The following is a 19,142-nucleotide window of genomic DNA, read 5'->3' on the forward strand; positions in this document are numbered from 1 at the left end:
GGGGCCCGGCCACCTTCCGGTGGTCGGGCCCCGCCCCTGCTGTCCTGCGGTCGTGCCGTCGTGCTCAGGCGGCGACCGGTACGGCCTCCGCGCCGTTGACCAGGCCGAGGAGGAGGGCCGGCGTCTCCGCCTCCGCCACGACGTCGTCGGGCAGGGCGACCCCGAAGTCCCGCTCGATACGGCCGGTCGCCTGGAGCAGGGCCAGCGAGTCGTAACCGAGCTCCACGAACGGGGTGTCGAGGATGTCGCCCCCCAGGTCCACGCCCTCCTCCTCGCCCGCGCACTCACGGAGGATCTGCAAGAGGGTGTCAAGCGTCAGCCGGGCCATGGTGGAAGTCCCTTCCCTACAAGTTCTGTTGAGTCGCTTACAAGAAGATTCTCGGCCGTCTTCCTCGACAACCGATCGAGCGGATCTGAACACTCCGCATCACTGCTGCTCCCGGGTGTCACGCACCGCGAGACCCACGAGGTGGCTGCCGTCCAGGGGCAGCGTCGTGAACCGCCAGGCCGGGTCGGCCACGGGTGTGCCGTCGGCCCGGAGCAGCGCGGCCCCTCCGCCGGCCCTGTCCGGACGGAAGCCGAACGACGTGAACGGCAGCAGCCGCCCCTGGGCCAGGGCTTTCGTGTACGCCTCCTTGAGCACCCAGAGCCGCAGCAGCCGGGCGTCGCGGTCCGCCTCGGGCAGCCGGGCGAGCGCGGCCCGTTCGGAGGGGGCGCACATCCGGGGCTCCAGGCCCGTTCCGTACAGCCGCCGGCCCGCGTTCTCCACGTCGACGCCGACGCCGCCGGCGACGGTGACCGCGACGCAGAGCAGGTCACCGGTGTGGCTGAGGCTCAGCGCGACCCGGGGCCTGCCGCGTACGAGAGGGCGGCCGGTGAGTCCGTAGGCCAGTTCGAGGCCGGCCGGATCGGCCCGCAGGGCCTGCGCCGCCGCGTACTTGAGCAGCAGCCGTCCGGCCGCGAACCGCTCGGCGTCGGCGCCGTCCCTGGCCTCGTACCGCGCCCGGTCGTCGCCGAGCAGCGCCCGCAGTCGCGCGGGGGCGGTCAGGGAGGGGTGCCACGGCGCCACCCGGGACCACACGACGGCCGTTCCGCACCGCGCCAGGTCCCCGACGACCGGCGCCCACGGGCCACAAGGCCCGGGCACATGCCGGGGTACGGGTCCAGGCCCGGGCACAGATACGCGCAGGGGTGCGGCTACAGGCCCCCCGTCGCTCGTCGCGCTCATCCCGCGAGCACCCGGTCGTCGAGGTCGTAACTGCGGGCCTCGGCGGCCCGGAGCAGGACCTCCTCGCAGAGGTCGGCCTCGACGCCGGGCGGCAGTGGCGGGGCGGCCCGGCCGAGGCGGCGCAGGATCCGGTGCAGGGCCACGGCGAGCCAGCCGGGGTCGGCGGCGCCGCCCTCGCCGCGGCTCTCCCGCCAGACGCCGAAACCGGCGGCGGCGGCGAGCAGCAGGGCGTACCGGTCGGTGAGCGGGAACACCCGGGAGGGGTAGGGGCGGCCCGCCCCGAACCTCCCGAGGCCGTCGCAGGCCTCCTGGAGGCGGACGGTCTCGGCGGCGAGCAGCCTCAGCTGGGCCCGCAGGGTCCGGAGCACGGGATCGCCGCCCGCGAGCCGCGGCTCGCCCGGCGCTCCGGCCAGCAGGGCGCAGAGCCCGTCCCGGCCGTCGGCGGCGGTGAACACGGCGGGGTCCAGCGGCAGCACGGGGCCCGGGCGGAAGAGCGCGGCGGGCGGCGGCGCCTCACCGGTCCAGCGGCCGCTGCCGATCCAGCCCAGGTGCTGGGCCATGACGGTCTGGCAGACAACGTTGCCCACATGGCCGAAAGTGACCGTGGGAAAGTCCCGTACGTGCTTCTGGAGGATGGCGTAGGCGCCGTCCCGTGCGTGGAAGGCGCCGCCCAGGATCACGGAGAGGGCGTTGAGGTTCTCCTCGACGCCCGCCGGGATCAGGTACTTGGCGGCGGCGGCCAGGACCGGCGAGCCGCCCGGCAGCAGGTGCAGGGCGCGGGCCGCCGTGCGGGCGAGGGCGTCGGCGAGCAGGAGGTCGGCGAAGGCCCCGGCCACGGCGGTCCGCGCGTACGAGACCTGGGGCAGCGGACGGCTGAAGGGCCGCTGCTCCACGGCGTACAGGGCCGCGGTGCGCAGCGCGGTGTCGGAGACCCCGATGACCATGGACGGCACGGCCGCGTGGATGAGCGGGAAGACGGAGAGACTGTGGCGCACGCCGCCGCCCCAGCTGCCGAGCAGCGCGGTGCGGGACAGCGGACGCTCGGTGAACTCCAGGCTGCCGACGCGCAGTCCGCGCATGCCGGCGGCCCTGCGGGTCTCGCCGCGGCGGACCCGCGGGCCGGTGAGCTCGGCGGCGCCGAGCAGGAAGAGCGAATGCCCGCCGCCGTCACCGTCCTCGCCCTCGCCGGTGCGGGCGAAGGCGACGACCAGCCGGGCGTCCTGCGCGTTGTGGACGGCCCGCTTGCGGCCGTCGAGCAGATAGCCGTCCGGGGTTCGCCGGGCCCGCAGTTCGTCGCTGACGAAGTCGTTGCCGTGGGCGAAGCGGTGGTACGCGATGGTGGCGCGGCCCCCGTCGAGCAGGACCTCGGCGGTCCTCGCCCGCTGGGTGTCGTCGCCGAAGGCCCAGACCGCGGTGGCGGCCATGAAGGAGGTCAGCGCGCTGCCCACGCCCAGTGCGGCGTCGCGGCGGAAGAGGGCGCGCAGGACGGGCCCGAGCTCGTCGGTGCCGCGCAGCCGGCCTCCGAGGGAGGCCGGCACGAACTCGGCGTTCAGACCGAGGCGGTCGTAGAGCGCGACGCCCGCCGGGGGCGGGACGCGCTCCTCGTCGGCGGCGAGCACCGCGGCCCAGCCGACGGGGTTGGCGGGGTCGCGCGGATCGCCGAGCGCGGCCTCGACGGCGTCGATCCGCGCCCCGACGGGGACGGCGGGCCCGGCTGCCGGGGTCGCCGCCCCGGCAGGGGCCGCCGGCCCGGCCCCGCCCAGCGTGCCCATCGGGTCACGCCCGGGCGGCCTCGGCGTACGCCTTGGCGTGCCGAAGCGTGGTGGAGCTGTTCGTGCCGAGGGCGTGCCGCACCAGGCCGCGGGCCTCGGTGATCGTCGCGGCCTCGCCGAGGGCCTGCCGGACGCCGGCCGGGTCCAGGGTCACGGTGTGCCAGGAGGTGGCCGTGACCTCGTCCCCGTGCTGCACGACGGTCCAGCGCCCGGTGTGGCCGGCCATGACCGGCGGCACCTTCAGCTGCTTGTACACGAGCAGTCCGCGCTCGGGGAAGCTGACCCGGACGGAACGGGTGTTGTGGAGGGAGCCGTCGGGGCTGCGGGTGTCCATGTCGAGGACCTGGACGCCCCCGTCCTCCTCGGTGAAGCGGGTGGCGGCGACGTGCGGCAGCCGCTCGGGCCACAGGTCGGCCCGGTCGAGGAACGCGTACACGTCACGGGCGGAGCCCTGGATCCGCTCGCTGTCGCAGAAGGTGAAGGTCAGTTCGTCCCCCTCGCCACCCGCGGCGGAGGCCTGCTCGGCGGTCGCGCGCAGGGCGTCGAGCTCCTTCACGCTGTTGGTCTCGACGGCCCTGGCCACCCACTCGGCGGCCTGGGGGTCGTCGTCCACGACGGCGTAGTCGTGCAGCAGGACCACCCGGCAGCCGCCGGACTGGTCGGCCTCCACACGCCACTCGCCGCCCATCGCGGCGACCGGCGCCGAGGAGACGACCTGGCGGAAGACGATCGTGCGCGCGGTCCGGTCCAGGGTGCGCCGGGAGGCCCAGGAGCGGACCTCGCCGTTGGCGAAGGCCCAGATGCGCAGGGCCTGTTCGGTGCCGTCGTCCTGGGTGACCTCGGCGTACACGGTGGGCCCGAAGACCTGGGGCCACCGGGTCACGTCCGCCACCAGGGCGTAGACCTCCTCGGGCGGGGCTGCGACGACGGTCTCGTGCCGGGTGACGTGGACGGTCGGGGCGTCGGTGAGGGTCGGGGCGTCGGTGATGGTCAAGGCGGTCTTCCTTCCGGGGGCGAGGCCCCGGCGCCACCGCCGGGAGGGGCGGCGCCGGGAGGAGGGTTGCGGGCGGGCGGGCGGAGGCGGTTCGGCGACGGCCACCGGCCGCGTACGGGTCAGTAGTTGCCCAGGCCGCCGCAGACGTTGAGGGCCTGCGCGGTGATCGACGCGGCGGTGTCGGAGGCGAGGTAGCCGACGAGACCCGCGACCTCCTCCGGGGTGGAGTAGCGGCCGAGCGGGATCTTCGCCTGGAACTTCTCCAGGACCTGCTCCTCGGTGGTGCCCCAGTGGTCGGCGTACCCCTGGCGCACCCGGCCCGCCATGGGCGTCTCGACGTATCCGGGGCAGACCGCGTTGACGGTGATGCCGGCGCGGGCCTGGGCGAGCTCCAGGCCGAGGGCCTTGGAGAAGCCGACGACGCCGTGCTTGGAGGCGGAGTACGGGGCGGCGAGGACGACGCCCTGCTTGCCGCCGGTGGAGGCGATGCTGATGATCCGGCCGGCCTTGCGCTCCAGCATGCCGCCGGTGGTGAGCGCCTCGCGGGTCAGGCGGAAGACGGCGTTGAGATTGGTCTCGATGACGTCCTCCCACAGCTCGTCGGAGAGCTCGGCGGTGATGCCGCCGCCGCCCCGGCCCGCGTTGTTGACGAGGACGTGCAGGGGGCCGAAGCGCTCGACGGCCGCCCGGACGACGTCCTTGGCGTCCTGCTTGGAGGTGACGTCGGCGCGGACGCCGTCGGCCTCGTGGCCGGCGGACCGCAGCTTGTCGACGACGGCGCGGACGTCGTCCTCGTTGCGGGAGCAGACGAAGACGGCGTGCCCCTGCTCGGCGAGGAGCTCGGCACAGGCGAGACCGATCCCGCTGGTGCCGCCGGTGATGAGGGCTACGCGGCGCCCGCTGTTGCTGTCCATCTCTGGTCCTCTCGCTGTCGCATGGAAGAGTCGGTGGGGCCCACGGGGCCTACGGGATCTACGGAATTCACGGCGGCCGTAGGGGCAACGGGATTCACGGGGGCGGGGGCACGGTGCCCGAGCCGATGTCCGTGGTCCCGCAACTTCGCGGCCACGGTGGCCAGTTGCTTGACGTCGAGCTGCGCACCCGCCCGTACCGGGGAGAGGGGCACGACGGCCGATCCGTTCCGGGTGACGGCGGGATGGCGGCGGGCGAGCATGGAAAGACCCTGTCCGGGGCCCGCCTCGACGAGGAGGAAGGGGCCGCCGCCGACGGGCCCCGCGCCGTCGAGGAGGTGGCTGAGCGCCGGGCCGAAGAGGACGGTCCTGGCGGGCTGCATCGCCCAGAACCCCGGGTCGCTCAGCTGCGGTTCGGCGAGCGGACGCGTGGTGTAGCCGGAGACCACGACGGTCCTCGGCGCCTTGAAGGCGATCCGCTCGTACGCGGGCCGGGTGCTCGCGCAGGCCGCCTCGACGGACGGGCTGTGGAAGCCGGTGGTGGCCTTGGCCCGCATCCAGGTCACCGACCCGGCGGTCAGGGCGTCGGTGACGGCGGACAGGTGGGGCTCGGGTCCGGCGATCATCACCTGGGAGGGCGCGTTGACCGCGCCGACGACGACCTGCGAGGTCAGCCAGGGCGTGAGCATCGCCGGGGCGGCGGCCACCGCGGCCATGCCGCCGCGCGGGGCGGTGGCGAGCGCTCGTACGCGGGCGTCGAGCGCGGCCACCGCGTCGGGCAGCTTCATGATCCCGGCGAGGACGGCGGCCGCGTACTCGCCGGCGCTGTGCCCGACGAGCGCGACGGGCCGGACGCCCCAGGAGGCGAGGAGGGTGCCGTAGGCGACGTCGAGGGCGAAGAGCAGCGGCTGGGCGCGGGTGACGTCGTCGATGTCGACGAGCGGGCGCTCGGCGAGCCAGTCGTCGCGCACCCGGCGCCCCTCGGCCCCGAGGAGCCCGAGGACCTCGTCGACGACCCGGGTGAAGACGGCTTCGGTGCCGTAGAGGCCGTGGGCCATCCCGGCGAACTGGGAGCCCTGCCCCGGGAGCATGAGGATGACGGGGGTGGGCGCGGGGCCGCCGGCCACCCCCGCCGCGTCGCCCGGGAGCGCCGCGGCGGGGGTGGCCGTCACGCCGTTCACCGGTCGTTCCCGCGCAGGACGACGGCGCTGTTGAAGCCGCCGTGGCCGCGGGCGACGACGAGGGCCGTGCGCAACCGGGCCTCGCGGGCGGTGCCGGTGACGAGGTCGAGGCCGTACGAGGGGTCGGGGGCGTCGACGTACGGGGTCGGCGGGATCACGCCGTCGCGCAGGGCGAGCAGCGCGGTCGCCGTGTCGAGGGAGCCGCCGCCGGCGAAGAGCCGGCCGGTGCCGGCCTTCGGCGCGGTCACGGGCACGCCGCGCGCGCCGAACACCGCGGTGAGCGCCTCGGCCTCGGCCCGGTCCTGGGCGGGTACGCCGGAGGCGTCGGCGAAGACGACGTCCACGTCGGCGGGGGCGGCCCCGGCCTCATCGAGGGCGGCGCGGATCGCCCGCTCCAGGCCGGGGGGCCGTCCGGAGCCGGGCTTCGGGTCGAGGGTGGCCGCGTATCCGGCGATCTCTCCGTACACCTGGTGGGCGCCGCGGGCGCGGGCCGCCTCGGCCTCCTCGACGACGAGGAGCGCCCCGCCCTCGCCGGGCACGTAGCCGGACGCCTCGGCGGAGAACGGCAGGTAGGCGCGCTCGGGGTCGTCGAACCGGCTCAACTGGCCGGTGGCTATCTGGGCGACCCAGCCCCACGGGCAGAGCGCGCCGTCGACGCCGCCGGAGACGACGAGCCCGGTGCCGCGGCGCAGCTGGCGGCGGGCGTGGCCGAGCGCGTCGATGCCGCTGGCCTGGTCGGTGACGAGGACGCCGCTGGGGCCGCGCAGTCCGTGCCGGATGGATATCTGGCCGGTGTTGACGGCGTAGAACCAGGCGAAGGACTGGTAGGCGGAGACGTACTCCTTGCCCTTGCTCCACAGGTTCTGGAGCTCGCGGTGGCCGAACTCGACGCCGCCGCCGGAGGCGCCGGTGATGACGCCCATGCCGTACTCGTCGAGCGCGGCGGCGTCGACGGCCGCGTCGGCGAGCGCCTCGTCGGCGGCCTTCAGGGCGAGCCGCGTCATGTGGTCGGTCTGCGGGATCAGCCTGCTGGGCAGGTGCTCGGCGGCGTCGAAGCCGTCGACCTCGCCGGCGATCCGGGTGGGGTACTGCGTGGCGTCGAAGCGGGTGAGGGGGCCGAGGCCGCCCTTGCCGTCGAGCGCGGCCTTCCAGTAGGCCTCGACGCCCAGGCCGTTGGGCGCGGTGACGCCGATGCCGGTCACTACCGCGGTCACGGGTTCCTCCTGTCGGGGTTGGCCAGGACCATCGCGGTCTGGAAGCCGCCGAAGCCGCTGCCGACGCTCAGGACGACATCGGTGCGGTGGTCGCGCGCGGTGAGCGGCACGTAGTCCAGGTCGCAGTCGGGGTCCGGGGTGTGGAGGTTGGCGGTGGGCGGGACCACGTCGTGCTCGATGGCGAGCGCGCAGGCCGCGATCTCCAGGGCGCCGATGGCGCCGAGCGAGTGCCCGATCATCGACTTGATGGAGCTGACGGGCACGTCGTAGGCGTGGGCGCCGAGGCTCCGCTTGAAGGCGGCGGTCTCGTGGCGGTCGTTCATCTTGGTGCTGGAGCCGTGCGCGTTGACGTAGTCGACGGCGTCCGGGGAGATCCGGGCCTCGCCGAGGGCGCGGTCGATGGCCTCGGCCATCTCCCGTCCGTCGGGCTTGAGTCCGGTCATGTGGTACGCGTTGCAGCGCGAGGCGTAGCCCGCGATCTCGGCGTAGATGTGGGCGTTCCGGCGCCGGGCGCTCTCCAGCTCCTCCAGGACGAGGACGGCGGCGCCCTCGCCGAGGACCAGGCCGTTGCGGGTGAGATCGAAGGGCCGGGAGGCGGTGCCGGGCTCGTCGTTGCGCGGGGTGGTGGCGTGGATGGCGTCGAAGCAGGCGGAGGTGATCGGGGAGATCGGGGCCTCCGTCGCGCCGGCGATCATCACGTCGGCGCTGCCCTCGCGGATGAGTTCGGCCGCGTGGCCGAGGGCGTCGAGGCCGGAGGTGCAGCCGGTGGAGACGACGGCGGAGGGGCCTTCGGCGCCGGCCTGCCAGGCGAGCTCGGCCACCATGGAGCTGGGCACGAAGTGGCGGTAGAGGTCGGTGACCGCGTACTCGTGGTCGACCTCCCACTTGCGGCCGCCGTCGCTGACGACGACGTACTCGCGCTCCAGGCTGGTGGTGCAGCCGACGGCGTTGCCGAGGGTGGAGCCGATCCGGCCGGGGTCGTGGGCGGAGAGGTCGAGGCCGCTGTCGGCGAGCGCCTCCCGGGCGCTGACGACGGCGAACTGGGCGGCCCGGTCGAGGCGCCGGATCTCCTGGGGGCTGAGCCCGGCGGCGCGCGGGTCGAAGTCGACCTCGGCGGCGAGCCGGGAGCGGAACGGCGAGGCGTCGTAGTGGGTGATGGTCCGGGTGGCGGAGCGGCCTGCGGTCAGCAGCTCCCAGTAGGCCTTGACGCCCACGCCGCCCGGGGCGACGGCCCCGATGCCGGTGATGACGACTCTGCGGGTCACGGACGCACCCCCGCGCGGCTGCGGAGCGCCTCGGCGGCTCCTCGTACGACGCGTACGACTCGGATCACTTCTCTTGTCCTTCCACATGGGTGGATACGGGCGGGGCGGCGGGACCGCAGGAAACGGCGGGCGACTCGGGCGGGGCGACGGGCGCCGTGGGCGGCACCGCCGGCGTGTCGAGGACACGGACGACGGCGCAGGACCAGGTGAACCCGGCCCCGATGCCGGCGAGCAGGACGTGCTCGCCGGGCCGGAGCGCGCCGGTGGCGGCGAGGTGCGCGAGGGCCGCGAACTGGTCGGCGGCGCCGAGGTGGCCCACCGTGCGGCCCCAGTCGAAGACGGTGCGCTCCTCGGGGATGCCGAAGGGCTGGAAGAAGGCGGCGTCCAGGCGGCGCCATCCCAGGTTCGGCAGGACGAAGCGGTCGATCCGGTCGAGGGTCACGTCGGCCTCGGCGAGCGCCCGCTTGAGGGCGGTGCGCTGTCCGGCGGAGACGCGGGCGACGGTGAACGACATGCCCGCCGCGCCGACGTAGGCCCGCTTGTGGCGTTCCATGTCGACGACGGGGTGCAGGGCGAACGGCGCCGCGCCGAACGGGTCGTCGCCCCGGTGCATGCCCTCCAGCTCGGAGTCGGCGACGGTGGCGAGGCTGAGCAGCCGGGCGAACCCGGCGCGCCGGGAGAGCACGAGCGCGGCCCCGGCGTCGCCGTACAGGGTGCCCGGGTCCGAGCGCCACCGGTCGAAGGCCGGTTCGCCGAACCGGTCTCCGGCCGTGAGCAGCGCCGCCGACCTGCTGTCGCCGCCGAGGAGGTATCCGGCGGCGAGGTCGAGCGCGGCCATGCCGCCGTTGGACATCTGCCGCACCTCCAGGGCGGGGCCGTCGCCGCACGGCACCTCGCGCTGGATGTACGAGGCGGGCGGCCACAGGTCGTGGCCCTGGTAGTGCACGGTGGCGTGCAGCAGCAGGTCGATGTCCGCGGGACCGAGCCCAGCGTGGGCCATGGCCCGGCGGCCGGCCGTGGCGGCGAGCACCGGTCCGGGCTCGGACGCGGACACCGCGACGCTGTCCATCCGCATCTGCCGGGCGGTGCGCTCGTCGATCCGCCCTTCGGCGACGGCGTCGCGCACCCGGCGGGTGGCCGGGACGCTGCTGCCGACCCCGGCGATGAAGATGTCGCGTTCGTACCTCAACTGGGTCCTCCAGAGGGATGCTCGGGCTGCGTACGGGGGCGGTGGTCAGCCCCGCGCGCCCACCGGCTCCTCGACGGGACGCTCCGCACCGGGGCGGGAGGTCTTGGCCTCGCTCAGGCCCTGGACGTCCGTGGTCGGGTCGTCCTTGCGGCCGTCGAGCCACAGCGACCAGACGGCGGCGCAGGCGACGGCCGCCGCGCCGATCCAGAGGGCGGTGACCATGCCGTCGACGAAGGTGCTCGGGTCGGTGTAGCCGCCGTAGGAGGCGAAGACCGCGGCGAGGACGGCCACGCCGAAGACACCGCCGAGCTCCCGGATGGTGTTGTTGACGCCGGAGGCGATGCCCTCCTCCTCGCGGCGTACGGCGCCGAGCGCCAGGTTGGCGGCGGGTCCGAAGTACAGGCCCATGCCGAGGCCGTTGAGGACGAAGGCGGGGAGCAGGGTCAGGAAGCCGGAGGTCTCGGTGACCGTGGCGGCGATGAGCGCGAGGCCCGCGGCCTGGAGGACCATGCCGGCGATCACGATCGGCCGGCCGCCGATCTTGTCGGAGAGGATGCCGCCGATGGGTGCGGCGATGAGCGTCATGCCGGTCCAGGCGAGCAGCCGGACGCCGGCGCCGAGCGGAGACGCGCCCTGGACGGTCTGCACGTACTGGGTGACCAGGAAGATCGAGCCGAACATGCCGAAGTACATGAGGAGCGAGACGCCGTTGATGGCGTTGAAGCCGCGGTTGCGGAAGAGCGAGAGCGGCATCATCGGGTACCGGGTGCGGCTCTCCCAGACCAGGAAGGCGACGAAGGCGAGGACACCGACCGCGAAGCTCGCGAGGACCCGGAGGCTGGTCCAGCCGGCCGCGTTGCCCTCGACGAGGCCGAAGACGAGACCGAGCATGCCGACGCTGGCGAGGACGGTGCCGACCAGGTCGAGCGGCTTGCGCTCACCGTGGCTCTCGGCGAGCCAGCTGGGCGCGAGGGCGAGCAGGGCGATGCCGATCGGCACGTTGATCCAGAAGATCCACTGCCAGGACAGGTAGTTGATGACGACGCCGCCGACGACGGGCCCGAGCGCGACCGCGAGGCCGCCGACCGCGCCCCAGATGCCGAGCGCGGCTCCGCGCTTCTCCGGCGGGTACGCGGCCGAGAGGAGGGTCAGCGTGAGGGGCAGGACGATCGCGGCGCCGATGCCCTGCACACCGCGCCCGGCGATGAGCAGACCCATGCCGGGGGCGAGGGCGGACATCACGGACCCGGCGGTGAAGACGGCGATGCCGAGGGTGAAGAGCCGCTTGCGCCCGAACCGGTCGGCGACGACCGCGGCGGACAGCAGCAGCACGGCGAAGACCAGGGTGAAGGAGTTGACCGTCCACTCCAGGGCACTGAGGCTCGCGTGCAGGCTGTCACGGAGCACGGGAAGCGCGGTCGTGACGACCAGGTTGTCCAGGGACACCATGAACACGGCCACCGCGGCGACGGCCGCGGTCCGTCCCGGATGGCCGTATGTCACCCCGGAACCTGTGGGCGGTACGTCGATGGAGGCCATCGTGGGAACCCTCTCCTTCTTCACTACGTCGACTGCTGCCGTGAAGAAAGGTCACCCCGGGCGATAGCGCACCGCTGGAGCACTTCTGAAGCGTGCCGGGGCGTGGTCCGGAGGCGGGTCCGGTGCGGGTCCCTACGGCGTTCCGGGGCTCAGCCGGCGAACCCCGGGACCACCAGGCCCGATTCGTACGCGATCACCACCGCGTGGGTCCTGTTCTGTGCGCCGAGCTTGGTCAGCACGTTCCCGACGTGCGTCTTCACCGTCTCCAGGCTCACCGTGAGCGACTCCGCGATCTCCGGGTTGGACAGGCCGGTGGCCATCAGCCGCAGCACCTCCTCCTCCCGCCCCGTCAGCGCCGCCCTCGGCAGGGCCTCGGCGGAGTTCAGCGGTCGGGGTGCGACCATCCGGCGCAGGGTCGTCGGGAAGAGGATCGCCTCGCCCGCCGCCACCACCCGCACCGCCTCCGCGATCTGCCGGACCGGAAGCCGCTTCAGCACGAACCCGCTGGCGCCCGCGCTGAGCGCGGCGGTGACGTGGTCGTCGTTCTCGAAGGTGGTGATCACCACGACCTTCGGCGGTTCGGCCGACCCGGCGAGGAGGTGCCGGGTGGCCTCGATCCCGTTGCGGCGCGGCATCCGTACGTCCATCAGGACCACGTCCGGACGCAGCCGCCGGGCCTCTTCGACCGCCTCGACGCCGTCGGCGGCCTCGCCGACCACCGCGAGCCCCGGCTGTGCCGCGAGCAAGGTGCGCAGACCGCTGCGGGTCACCTCGTCGTCGTCCGCGATCAGGAGGGTGACGGGTGTGCTGCCGGTGCCGGTCATGGCGACAACCGTACGGGGAGCCGGACAGTCAACCGCCAGTGCCGGGGCCCGTCCGGGCCCGCATCGATCTCGCCGTGCAGCAGTCGCACGCGCTCGGTGAGTCCGGGCAGGCCGTGCCCGGACGTGGGGAAGGCTCGCCCCTTGCCCGTACGCGGCCCGTCCCCGGTCCGGTTGACCACATCGAGCTCAAGACGGTCCGGCGCGGCCGCCACGCGGACCTCGATCGGACCGCCCGCTCCGTGCCGCATCGCGTTCGTCAGCCCCTCCTGCAGGATCCGGTAGGCCGCGCGGGAGAGCGTCCCCCGCACCTGCGCCGGGTCCCCCGACAGCTCCAGCTCCACCACCGCGCCCGCGTGCCGCAACCGGTCGAGCAGCTCGGGCAGATCGGCCAGGGTGCGGGTCGGCGCCGTCTCGGCCTCTCGTGCGCGCAGGACGCCGAGCACGTAGTCCAGGTCCTCCAGCGCGGCCCGGGACGACTCCTCGATGCTGCGCAGCGCGGCCCGCGCCGCCTCCGGGTCGGCGGAGAGCATCTCGCCCGCCACCGCCGCCTGGATCGTGGTCGTGGTGAGGGTGTGCCCGATCGAGTCGTGCAGTTCGTGGGCCAGTCGGTTGCGTTCGGCCAGCTGCAGTTCCCGCTCGGCCGCCAGCGCGAGCCGCTCTGCCGCGGACGGCCCGAGCAGCCGGGGCGCCGACCAGCGCAGGGCCTTCGTCACCACCACGCACACGCTCGCCGCGAGCAGCAGACAGCCGAGCGCGACCGCCCAGCTCTGCCAGCCGCCATCCACCCGTACCGTCCGGCCGAACAGGCTCAGCCCCAACTCGGCGTCGAGCCAACCCCCCGGGAGAGTCAGGCCCGCGAAGAGCAGCACGCCGCTCGCCAAAGCTCCCGTCCATCCGAGCGTCACGTGCAGCAGCAGCCAGAGGGGAGTCCGCCAGCGGTCGACGTGGGACGCCACAGCGGCGGCCGGCCCGTCGCCGGGCCGGCTCGTGGGCGTACGTACGGCGACGGGCTCGGGCAACGACACCCTCAGCAGCCGGCGGGCGGACACGACCAGCACCCGCCGCGTGGTGCGCGCGAGACCGACCAGGCCGATCAGTGCCGCCCAGACGAGCAGGACCACGACGATCTGCACGCCCTCGGGAGCGGAGCGCCACGCCAGCGCCGGCACCAGCGCGAAGGACAGCAGGGGAAGGCTCGCCAGGACGGCGCCGTAGGCGAACAGCGCACCCGAGTACGTGGAGCGGCTCAGCAGCGGCCGCAGTCCCTTGATCATGATCGGCCAGTATGTACGGGCGGCTCACGCGCGGCCTCCCCCGATCGGGGGAGCACGTTCTCCCGCTTTCCCGCGATGCGCGCCGGAGCCCGGGAATCCATGATCGTGCCCTGCCCGGTCGACGGGCGGCTCATCCGACAGCACCCCACGATTTCCCTGGAGTTGACTCATGCGTGAGCAGACCTGGCACGGGCCCCCCACCTCCACGAAGCGGCGCCGCGGAGTGCTGGCGGCCGCGGCCGCGGTGGCCGTCGCCTTGATGACCACGGGCGCCGTGACTCCGCCCACGGCATCCGCCGCCGCCCGGCCGGACACCGTCCAGCAGGGCCTGAACGAACTGGTGCGCGACGGCCAACCCGCAGCGCTGGCGACCGTCCAGGGCCCTGACGGCCGCGCCCGTACCTACACCGCGGGCGTCGGCGACCTGGCCACCGGTGCGAAGGTGCCGAGGGACGGCCAGGTGCGCATGGGCAGCAACACCAAGACGTTCGTCGCGGTCGTCGTGCTGCAACTCGTCGGCGAGGGGAAGATCGCCCTCGACGCCTCCGTCGACACCTATCTCCCCGGCCTCGTACGCGGGAAGGGCAACGACGGCCGCCGCATCACCGTCCGTCAGCTCCTGCAGCACACCAGCGGGCTTCCCGAGTACGGGGGGCACATCAGCGACGACGAGATCGCGCACCGGTACTTCGAGCCGCGCGACCTCGTCGACATCGCCCTCAAGGAAAAGTCCGAGTTCCGGCCCGGGACGAAGTGGAGCTACAGCAACACGAACTACGTCCTGGCCGGCCTCATCGTCCAGAAGGTCACCGGCCGCCCCCTCGCCGAGGAGATCGACCGGCGCGTCGTCCGGCACCTCGGGCTGCGCCACACCTACTTCCCCGCCCCCGGCGACAGGACCATCAGGGAACCCCACCCGAAGGGCTACCGCGTGATGCCGACGGGCGAGCTGCGCGAGTACACCGAGATCGACCCGTCGGCCGGCTGGGCGGCGGGCCAGATGATCTCCACCAACTCCGACCTCAACCGCTTCTTCACCGCGCTCCTCGACGGCGACCTCCTCCCGGCCGCCCAGCTCGCCCAGATGCGCACCACCGTCCCGGTCGGCGACACCGGCGCCCACTACGGCCTGGGTCTCATGAGCAGGAAGCTGTCGTGCGGCGGCGTCTACTGGGGCCACGGCGGCGACATCGTGGGATACGAGACCCGCGGCGGAGCCACCGACGACGGCTACGCCGCGAACATCGCGGTGACGAGCATCCCGGCCGACATCTCGGGTACGAGGCGCGTCGAAACCGTCGTGGACACGGCCCTCTGCCGCCGCTGACCACGCCTCGCGCCGGTGGCCGGCATACGCGAAGGGCCCCTGACCAGGCTGCTGCCTGGTCAGGGGCCCTTCGCGTATGGGCCGACAGACGAGTCGGGCTGTACGCCGGGTTCTGTGCCCCGGGACCTCGCGGTCGTCGGGGCGACGGCCATCCATCTAGGACCGGCGTTGCCACCGGCCTCCTGCGGTCTACCCGCGGACTCGGGCGAGCAGCCCTCGAACATCCGCGCAGGGACACCGAGGTGTCCCCTCTTGACCTTGCTCCGAGTGGGGTTTACCTAGCCGCCTGAGTCACCTCAGGCGCTGGTGGTCTCTTACACCACCGTTTCACCCTTACCGAGGACCGAAGTCCCCGGCGGTCTGTTTTCTGTGGCACTGTCCCGCGGGTCACCCCGGGTGGCCGTTAGCCACCACCCTGCTCTGTGGAGCCCGGACGTTCCTCGGGAAGATCCGAGGATCTTCACGCGGCCGCCCGCCCGGCTCGTCTGCCGTGCCGACCATGCTACCCGCCACGACGGAGCACGCTTGACCTTGCCGCAGCGTCAGGGTTTCTACTGATCGCATGCGTATCGGCGAGATCGCCGCGCTCGTCGGGGTCACCCCGCGGGCCGTGCGGCACTACCACCAGTCCGGGCTGTTGCCCGAGCCTCCGCGGCGGGCCAACGGGTACCGGGAGTACGGGATCCGGGACGCCGTGCTGCTCGCGCGGATCCGGCGGCTGACCGAGCTGGGGCTCGGGCTCGACGAGGTGCGGGGTGTGCTCGCGGACGACGAGGGGCGGGGGCTCGTGGAGGTGCTCCGGGAGCTGGAGGAGGATCTCGCGCGGCAGGAGGCGGTCATCCGGGAGCGGCGGGAGCGGCTCGGTGCGCTGCTCGGCCGGGCGCGGGAGGGGCTGCTGCCCGCCGAGGGGCCCGTGTCGGAGGAGCTCGGCGAGCTCCTCGCGGGGCTCGGACCGGTCTCCGACTCGCCCATGGCGGCGAAGGACCGCGAGATCCTCGCCCTCCTCGACACCGTCGTCCCGGAGGAGGACCGGGCCAAGCTGATCGGCCTGCTCCACGGGACGGCGGAGTACGCGCACGAGGTGTACGAGCGGCTCGACGCCCTCGCCGGGGCGGAGCCCGACGACCCCCGTGTGGCCGAGGCCGCCCGGGTGCTCGCCGATGTCCTGCCCGACGAGGTGGGCTGGGAGCTGCCCGCCGCGGGGGCGGGCGGCCTCGCGGACGCCTTCTTCGGCGACCTCGCCCCCGCCCAGTCCGCCGCCGTCCGCCTCGCCCTTCGCCTCGCCCAGGACAGGCAACGGGAGCGACGGGAGGGAGAGCGATGACCCGGCGCGGCGGAGAAGCCGCCGTCGTCCGGGGCCTGCGGCTCGTCGCGTACACCGCGCTGCCCGCCGAGGTCGTCCTCGCCGTGTGTCTCGTCGCCGGGGTGCGGATACCCGGGGCCGTCCTCGCCGTCGCCGAGCTCGCGGTCGTGGCGCTCCTCGTCGCCGAGGGTCTCGTCTTCCGCCGGCTGCGGCGGCGCGGGCTCTCCGTCCGGGAGGCCGTGGCGGAGCTCGTGCCCGAGCCCGTGCTGCGGCTCGTCGGGCACGAGCTGCGGCTGATGACGAGCCTGGTGCGATGGGTCGCGCGGCGGCCGCACGGGGTCGGCGGCGCGGTCGGGGTCTTCCCGCACGCCCGTGACCAGGCCGCGCTCTTCTACGGCTTCGCCTTCGTCTGTCTCGTCGAGTCGGTCGGCATGTCGTACCTGCTCGCCGACTGGCCCGCCGTCCACGCCGTCGTCCTCGTCCTCGACGTCTACACCGTGCTCTTCGTGCTGGGCCTGCACGCCGCCTCCGTGACCCGGCCGCACGTCCTGACCGGCGACGCCCTGCGGCTGCGCCAGGCCGCGCACGTCGACGTGCGCGTACCGCTCGATCTGATCGCGTCCGTCCGCCGCGAGTCGCTGTTCTCGCACGAGAAGACCGACGGCGAGCTCAACCTCGCCGTCGGCTCGCAGACCTCCCTCACGATCGAGCTGACCGAACCGGTCGACGCGCCCCGGCTGCTCGGCGCGCCCCGGCCCGTACGGATCGTCCGCGTCCACGCCGACGACCCGAAGGCGCTGGCCGACGCGCTCACACGGGCGCGAACAGCACCTTCGCCGAGCCCGGGTCGGCCTCCGCGAGCCTGACCCGCAGCCACTCCCCCAGCGGCAGGTGGGAGGTGCCGCCGGCGATCCGGGCGACGACCGCCGGGTCCTCCAGGTGGACGGTGCCGACGGCCGGTTCGCGTTCCTTCACGTCGATCACGTACGCGTCGAAGACCTCGCCGACCCGCTCCTTCAGGAGCGCCGCCTCGACGATGTCGACGCTCTCGCGCTCGACGGTGTTGGCGCGGCGCGTGCCCGCCGCCATCTCGTCGGGGAGTCCGGGCAGCGCGGCCCTGACCCACTCGGGCGGTTCGTTCCCCGCCACCGCCGCCACGCACAGCTCGCCCGCGTACCGGTCGACGAGCCGCCGCAGCGGCGCGGTGCAGTGCGTGTACTCGTCGGCGACGGCGGCGTGCACCGCCGGGGTGGGGATGTGGCCGTCGGTGAAGACCGTGTACCCGGCGCCGCGCAGGAGGGTGGTGCACTCCTGGAGGAAGGCGGCATGGCGCGGGTTCGTGGGGTCGGCGGAGCGGACGACGTCCGCGTACGAGACGTGGTGCGGCCAGTCGACGCCGAGGGCCCGCGCGGAGCGGCGCAGCCGGGCGACGGCGCCGTCGGGGGCCGTGGGCAGGGTGCGCAGGACGCCGGTGCCGGCGGCGGTCATGAGGTCGGCGGCGGCCATGCCGGTGAGCAGGGAGATCTGGGCGTTCCAGCCTTCGGCGGGGAGCGGCGCCCGGTAGGCGAGGGAGTACGTGTGGTCGCTCTCGACGATCTCCTGCTCGGGGACGGTGAGGGAGATCCCGCCGCGCTCGGCTTCGAGGGCCTCGCGGAGCCGTCCGATCTCGCGGAGGAGTGCGAGGGGTTCCTCGGCGGTGCCGGAGTCGATCCGCCGCTGCACGTCCGCGTAGTCGAGTTTGGCGCGGCTGCGGACGAGGGCGCGGCGGACGTCGGTGGCGACCCTGCGCCCTTCGGCGTCGAGGTCGATGCGCCAGAGCAGCGCGGGGCGGGGTTCGCCGGGGAGGAGGCTGGCGGCGCCCTCGGAGAGGACGGGGGGATGGAGGGGGACCTTGCCGTCGGGGAAGTAGAGGGTGAGGACCCGGCGGTGGGCCTCGGCGTCGAGCGCGGAGCCGGGTGCGACGAAGGCGGCGACGTCGGCGATGGCGTAGTGGACCCGGTAGCCGCCGTCGGCCCGCCTGGCCAGGTGCATGGCCTGGTCGAGGTCGGTGGAGGTCGGCGGGTCGATCGTGAGGAACGGCAGGTCGGTGGCGTCGTACGCGGGGAGCCGGGGGTTCTTCGCGGCGGCCTCGGCCTCGGCGAGCACGGCCGGCGGGAAGGCCTCGGGGATCGCGAGCTCGGTACGGAGTGCGCGCAGGGCGGCCCGCAGCGGAGCCTCGGCTGCGCCGGTCACGTGGATGTGGCGGCGTGGCATGGACCGAGCCTATGACCAGGGGCGGGGCCCGGCACTTTGTACGCTGGACAGCCGGGACCGCACTCCCGGCCCCGAACGTACGAAGGAGAACCACCGTGCTCGTGCTGTTGCCGCCCTCCGAAGGCAAGGCCTCCTCGGGGCGCGGGGCGCCGCTCAAGCCGGAGTCGCTGTCCCTGCCGGGGCTCGCCGAGGCGCGGGCCGCGGTCCTGGACGAGCTGGTCGAGCTGTGCGCCGCCGACGAGGAGAAGGCGCGCGAGGTCCTCGGGCTGAGCGAGGGGCTGCGCGGCGAGGTCGCGAAGAACGTCGAGCTGCGGACGGCGGGCGCGCGCCCGGCGGGCGAGGTCTACACGGGGGTCCTGTACGACGCGCTGGGTCTGGCGACGCTGGACACGGCGGCCTCGAAGCGCGCGGGGCGTTCCCTGCTCGTGTTCTCGGGGCTGTGGGGCGCGGTGAAGGTGACGGACCGGATTCCGTCGTACCGCTGCTCGATGGGGGTCAAGCTGCCGGGGCTCGGCGCGCTGGGCGCGCACTGGCGGGGCGCGATGGCGTCCGTGCTGCCGGAGGCGGCCGGGGACGGGCTCGTCCTGGACCTGCGTTCGTCGGCGTACGCGTCGGCGTGGAAGCCGAAGGGCGAGGTGGCGGCGCGGACGGCGACCGTGCGGGTGCTGCACGCGCCGACCCGGAAGGTCGTCAGCCACTTCAACAAGGCGACGAAGGGCCGGATCGTGCGGAGCCTCCTGGAGGCGGGCGCGGAGCCGGGTTCGCCGGAGGAGCTGACCGCGGCCCTGCGGGATCTGGGGTACGTGGTGGAGGAGGGCGGCAAGGCGGGGGCGCTTGACGTGCTGGTGGACGAGATCCACTGACTCCT

Annotated in this window: 17 protein-coding genes and 1 other RNA gene; 4 read left to right on the forward strand and 14 right to left on the reverse strand. The window is 74.2% G+C overall.

Annotated features, from left to right (window positions below; genetic code table 11):
- Positions 1-64: 64 nt before the first annotated feature.
- The 12 genes from SGA01_RS32885 to SGA01_RS32945 all read right to left on the reverse strand — a co-directional run bounded on the left by SGA01_RS32885 (position 65) and on the right by SGA01_RS32945 (position 13,391).
- Complete coding sequence (locus SGA01_RS32885) at positions 65-328, reverse strand: acyl carrier protein (RefSeq protein ID WP_055643859.1); 264 nt, start codon at positions 326-328, stop codon at positions 65-67.
- Between the two features lie 99 nt (positions 329-427).
- Positions 428-1,081, reverse strand: coding sequence for a 4'-phosphopantetheinyl transferase family protein (locus tag SGA01_RS32890; protein ID WP_141301185.1), 654 nt, complete (start codon positions 1,079-1,081; stop codon positions 428-430).
- A 143-nt stretch (positions 1,082-1,224) separates the two neighbouring features.
- Positions 1,225-3,000, reverse strand: a complete 1,776-nt coding sequence (locus SGA01_RS32895; RefSeq protein WP_141301187.1) for an acyl-CoA dehydrogenase family protein — start codon at positions 2,998-3,000, stop codon at positions 1,225-1,227.
- 4 nt (positions 3,001-3,004) lie between these two features.
- On the reverse strand, positions 3,005-3,994 hold the full coding sequence (locus SGA01_RS32900; RefSeq protein ID WP_229917569.1) for an aromatase/cyclase: 990 nt from the start codon (positions 3,992-3,994) through the stop codon (positions 3,005-3,007).
- Between the two features lie 119 nt (positions 3,995-4,113).
- Complete coding sequence (gene fabG / locus SGA01_RS32910) at positions 4,114-4,908, reverse strand: 3-oxoacyl-ACP reductase FabG (protein ID WP_055643856.1); 795 nt, start codon at positions 4,906-4,908, stop codon at positions 4,114-4,116.
- On the reverse strand, positions 4,881-6,086 hold the full coding sequence (locus tag SGA01_RS32915) for an acyltransferase domain-containing protein (RefSeq protein WP_141301189.1): 1,206 nt from the start codon (positions 6,084-6,086) through the stop codon (positions 4,881-4,883). Before SGA01_RS32915 ends, fabG begins: the two co-directional genes overlap by 28 nt.
- The gene (locus SGA01_RS32920; RefSeq protein ID WP_141301191.1) at positions 6,083-7,300 is read right to left on the reverse strand and encodes a ketosynthase chain-length factor; all 1,218 of its coding nucleotides are present in this window, start codon (positions 7,298-7,300) and stop codon (positions 6,083-6,085) included. The genes SGA01_RS32915 and SGA01_RS32920 overlap by 4 nt, the downstream gene beginning before the upstream one ends.
- Positions 7,297-8,565 (reverse strand): beta-ketoacyl-[acyl-carrier-protein] synthase family protein, encoded by a 1,269-nt coding sequence (locus SGA01_RS32925; protein WP_229917567.1) that lies wholly within the window; start codon positions 8,563-8,565, stop codon positions 7,297-7,299. Before SGA01_RS32925 ends, SGA01_RS32920 begins: the two co-directional genes overlap by 4 nt.
- Before the next feature lie 64 nt (positions 8,566-8,629).
- Positions 8,630-9,754, reverse strand: a complete 1,125-nt coding sequence (locus SGA01_RS32930) for a ketoacyl-ACP synthase III family protein (protein ID WP_141301195.1) — start codon at positions 9,752-9,754, stop codon at positions 8,630-8,632.
- A gap of 45 nt (positions 9,755-9,799) precedes the next feature.
- Positions 9,800-11,293 (reverse strand): DHA2 family efflux MFS transporter permease subunit, encoded by a 1,494-nt coding sequence (locus SGA01_RS32935; protein ID WP_141301197.1) that lies wholly within the window; start codon positions 11,291-11,293, stop codon positions 9,800-9,802.
- Between the two features lie 149 nt (positions 11,294-11,442).
- Positions 11,443-12,117 carry a response regulator gene (locus SGA01_RS32940; protein ID WP_141301200.1) on the reverse strand — a complete coding sequence of 225 codons (675 nt, stop codon included), beginning with the start codon at positions 12,115-12,117 and terminating at the stop codon, positions 11,443-11,445.
- Positions 12,114-13,391, reverse strand: a complete 1,278-nt coding sequence (locus SGA01_RS32945) for a sensor histidine kinase (RefSeq protein WP_141301202.1) — start codon at positions 13,389-13,391, stop codon at positions 12,114-12,116. Before SGA01_RS32945 ends, SGA01_RS32940 begins: the two co-directional genes overlap by 4 nt.
- A 169-nt stretch (positions 13,392-13,560) precedes the next feature.
- Between SGA01_RS32945 and SGA01_RS32950 the strand changes: the two genes are divergently transcribed.
- Positions 13,561-14,718 carry a serine hydrolase domain-containing protein gene (locus SGA01_RS32950; RefSeq protein WP_371866245.1) on the forward strand — a complete coding sequence of 386 codons (1,158 nt, stop codon included), beginning with the start codon at positions 13,561-13,563 and terminating at the stop codon, positions 14,716-14,718.
- 85 nt (positions 14,719-14,803) lie between these two features.
- Here the strand turns inward: SGA01_RS32950 and rnpB are convergent.
- Positions 14,804-15,202, reverse strand: an RNA gene (gene rnpB / locus SGA01_RS32955) — RNase P RNA component class A.
- A gap of 78 nt (positions 15,203-15,280) precedes the next feature.
- Here rnpB and SGA01_RS32960 point away from each other — a divergent pair.
- Together SGA01_RS32960 and SGA01_RS32965 are read left to right on the forward strand one after the other, a co-directional pair.
- Positions 15,281-16,042, forward strand: coding sequence for a MerR family transcriptional regulator (locus SGA01_RS32960; protein WP_141301204.1), 762 nt, complete (start codon positions 15,281-15,283; stop codon positions 16,040-16,042).
- The gene (locus tag SGA01_RS32965; protein ID WP_141301206.1) at positions 16,039-16,887 is read left to right on the forward strand and encodes a hypothetical protein; all 849 of its coding nucleotides are present in this window, start codon (positions 16,039-16,041) and stop codon (positions 16,885-16,887) included. The genes SGA01_RS32960 and SGA01_RS32965 overlap by 4 nt, the downstream gene beginning before the upstream one ends.
- Here SGA01_RS32965 and SGA01_RS32970 read toward each other — a convergent pair.
- Positions 16,832-18,274, reverse strand: a complete 1,443-nt coding sequence (locus SGA01_RS32970; protein ID WP_141301207.1) for an RNB domain-containing ribonuclease — start codon at positions 18,272-18,274, stop codon at positions 16,832-16,834. The two genes, SGA01_RS32965 and SGA01_RS32970, sit on opposite strands and share 56 nt — an antisense overlap.
- A gap of 95 nt (positions 18,275-18,369) precedes the next feature.
- Between SGA01_RS32970 and yaaA the strand changes: the two genes are divergently transcribed.
- Positions 18,370-19,137: a peroxide stress protein YaaA gene (gene yaaA / locus SGA01_RS32975; RefSeq protein ID WP_141301209.1), complete on the forward strand. Its 768-nt coding sequence runs from the start codon at positions 18,370-18,372 to the stop codon at positions 19,135-19,137.
- Positions 19,138-19,142 lie beyond the last annotated feature (5 nt).

It is taken from the genome of Streptomyces gardneri, assembly GCF_006539185.1.
In the GTDB taxonomy this organism is placed as follows: Bacteria; Actinomycetota; Actinomycetes; order Streptomycetales; family Streptomycetaceae; genus Streptomyces; species Streptomyces gardneri.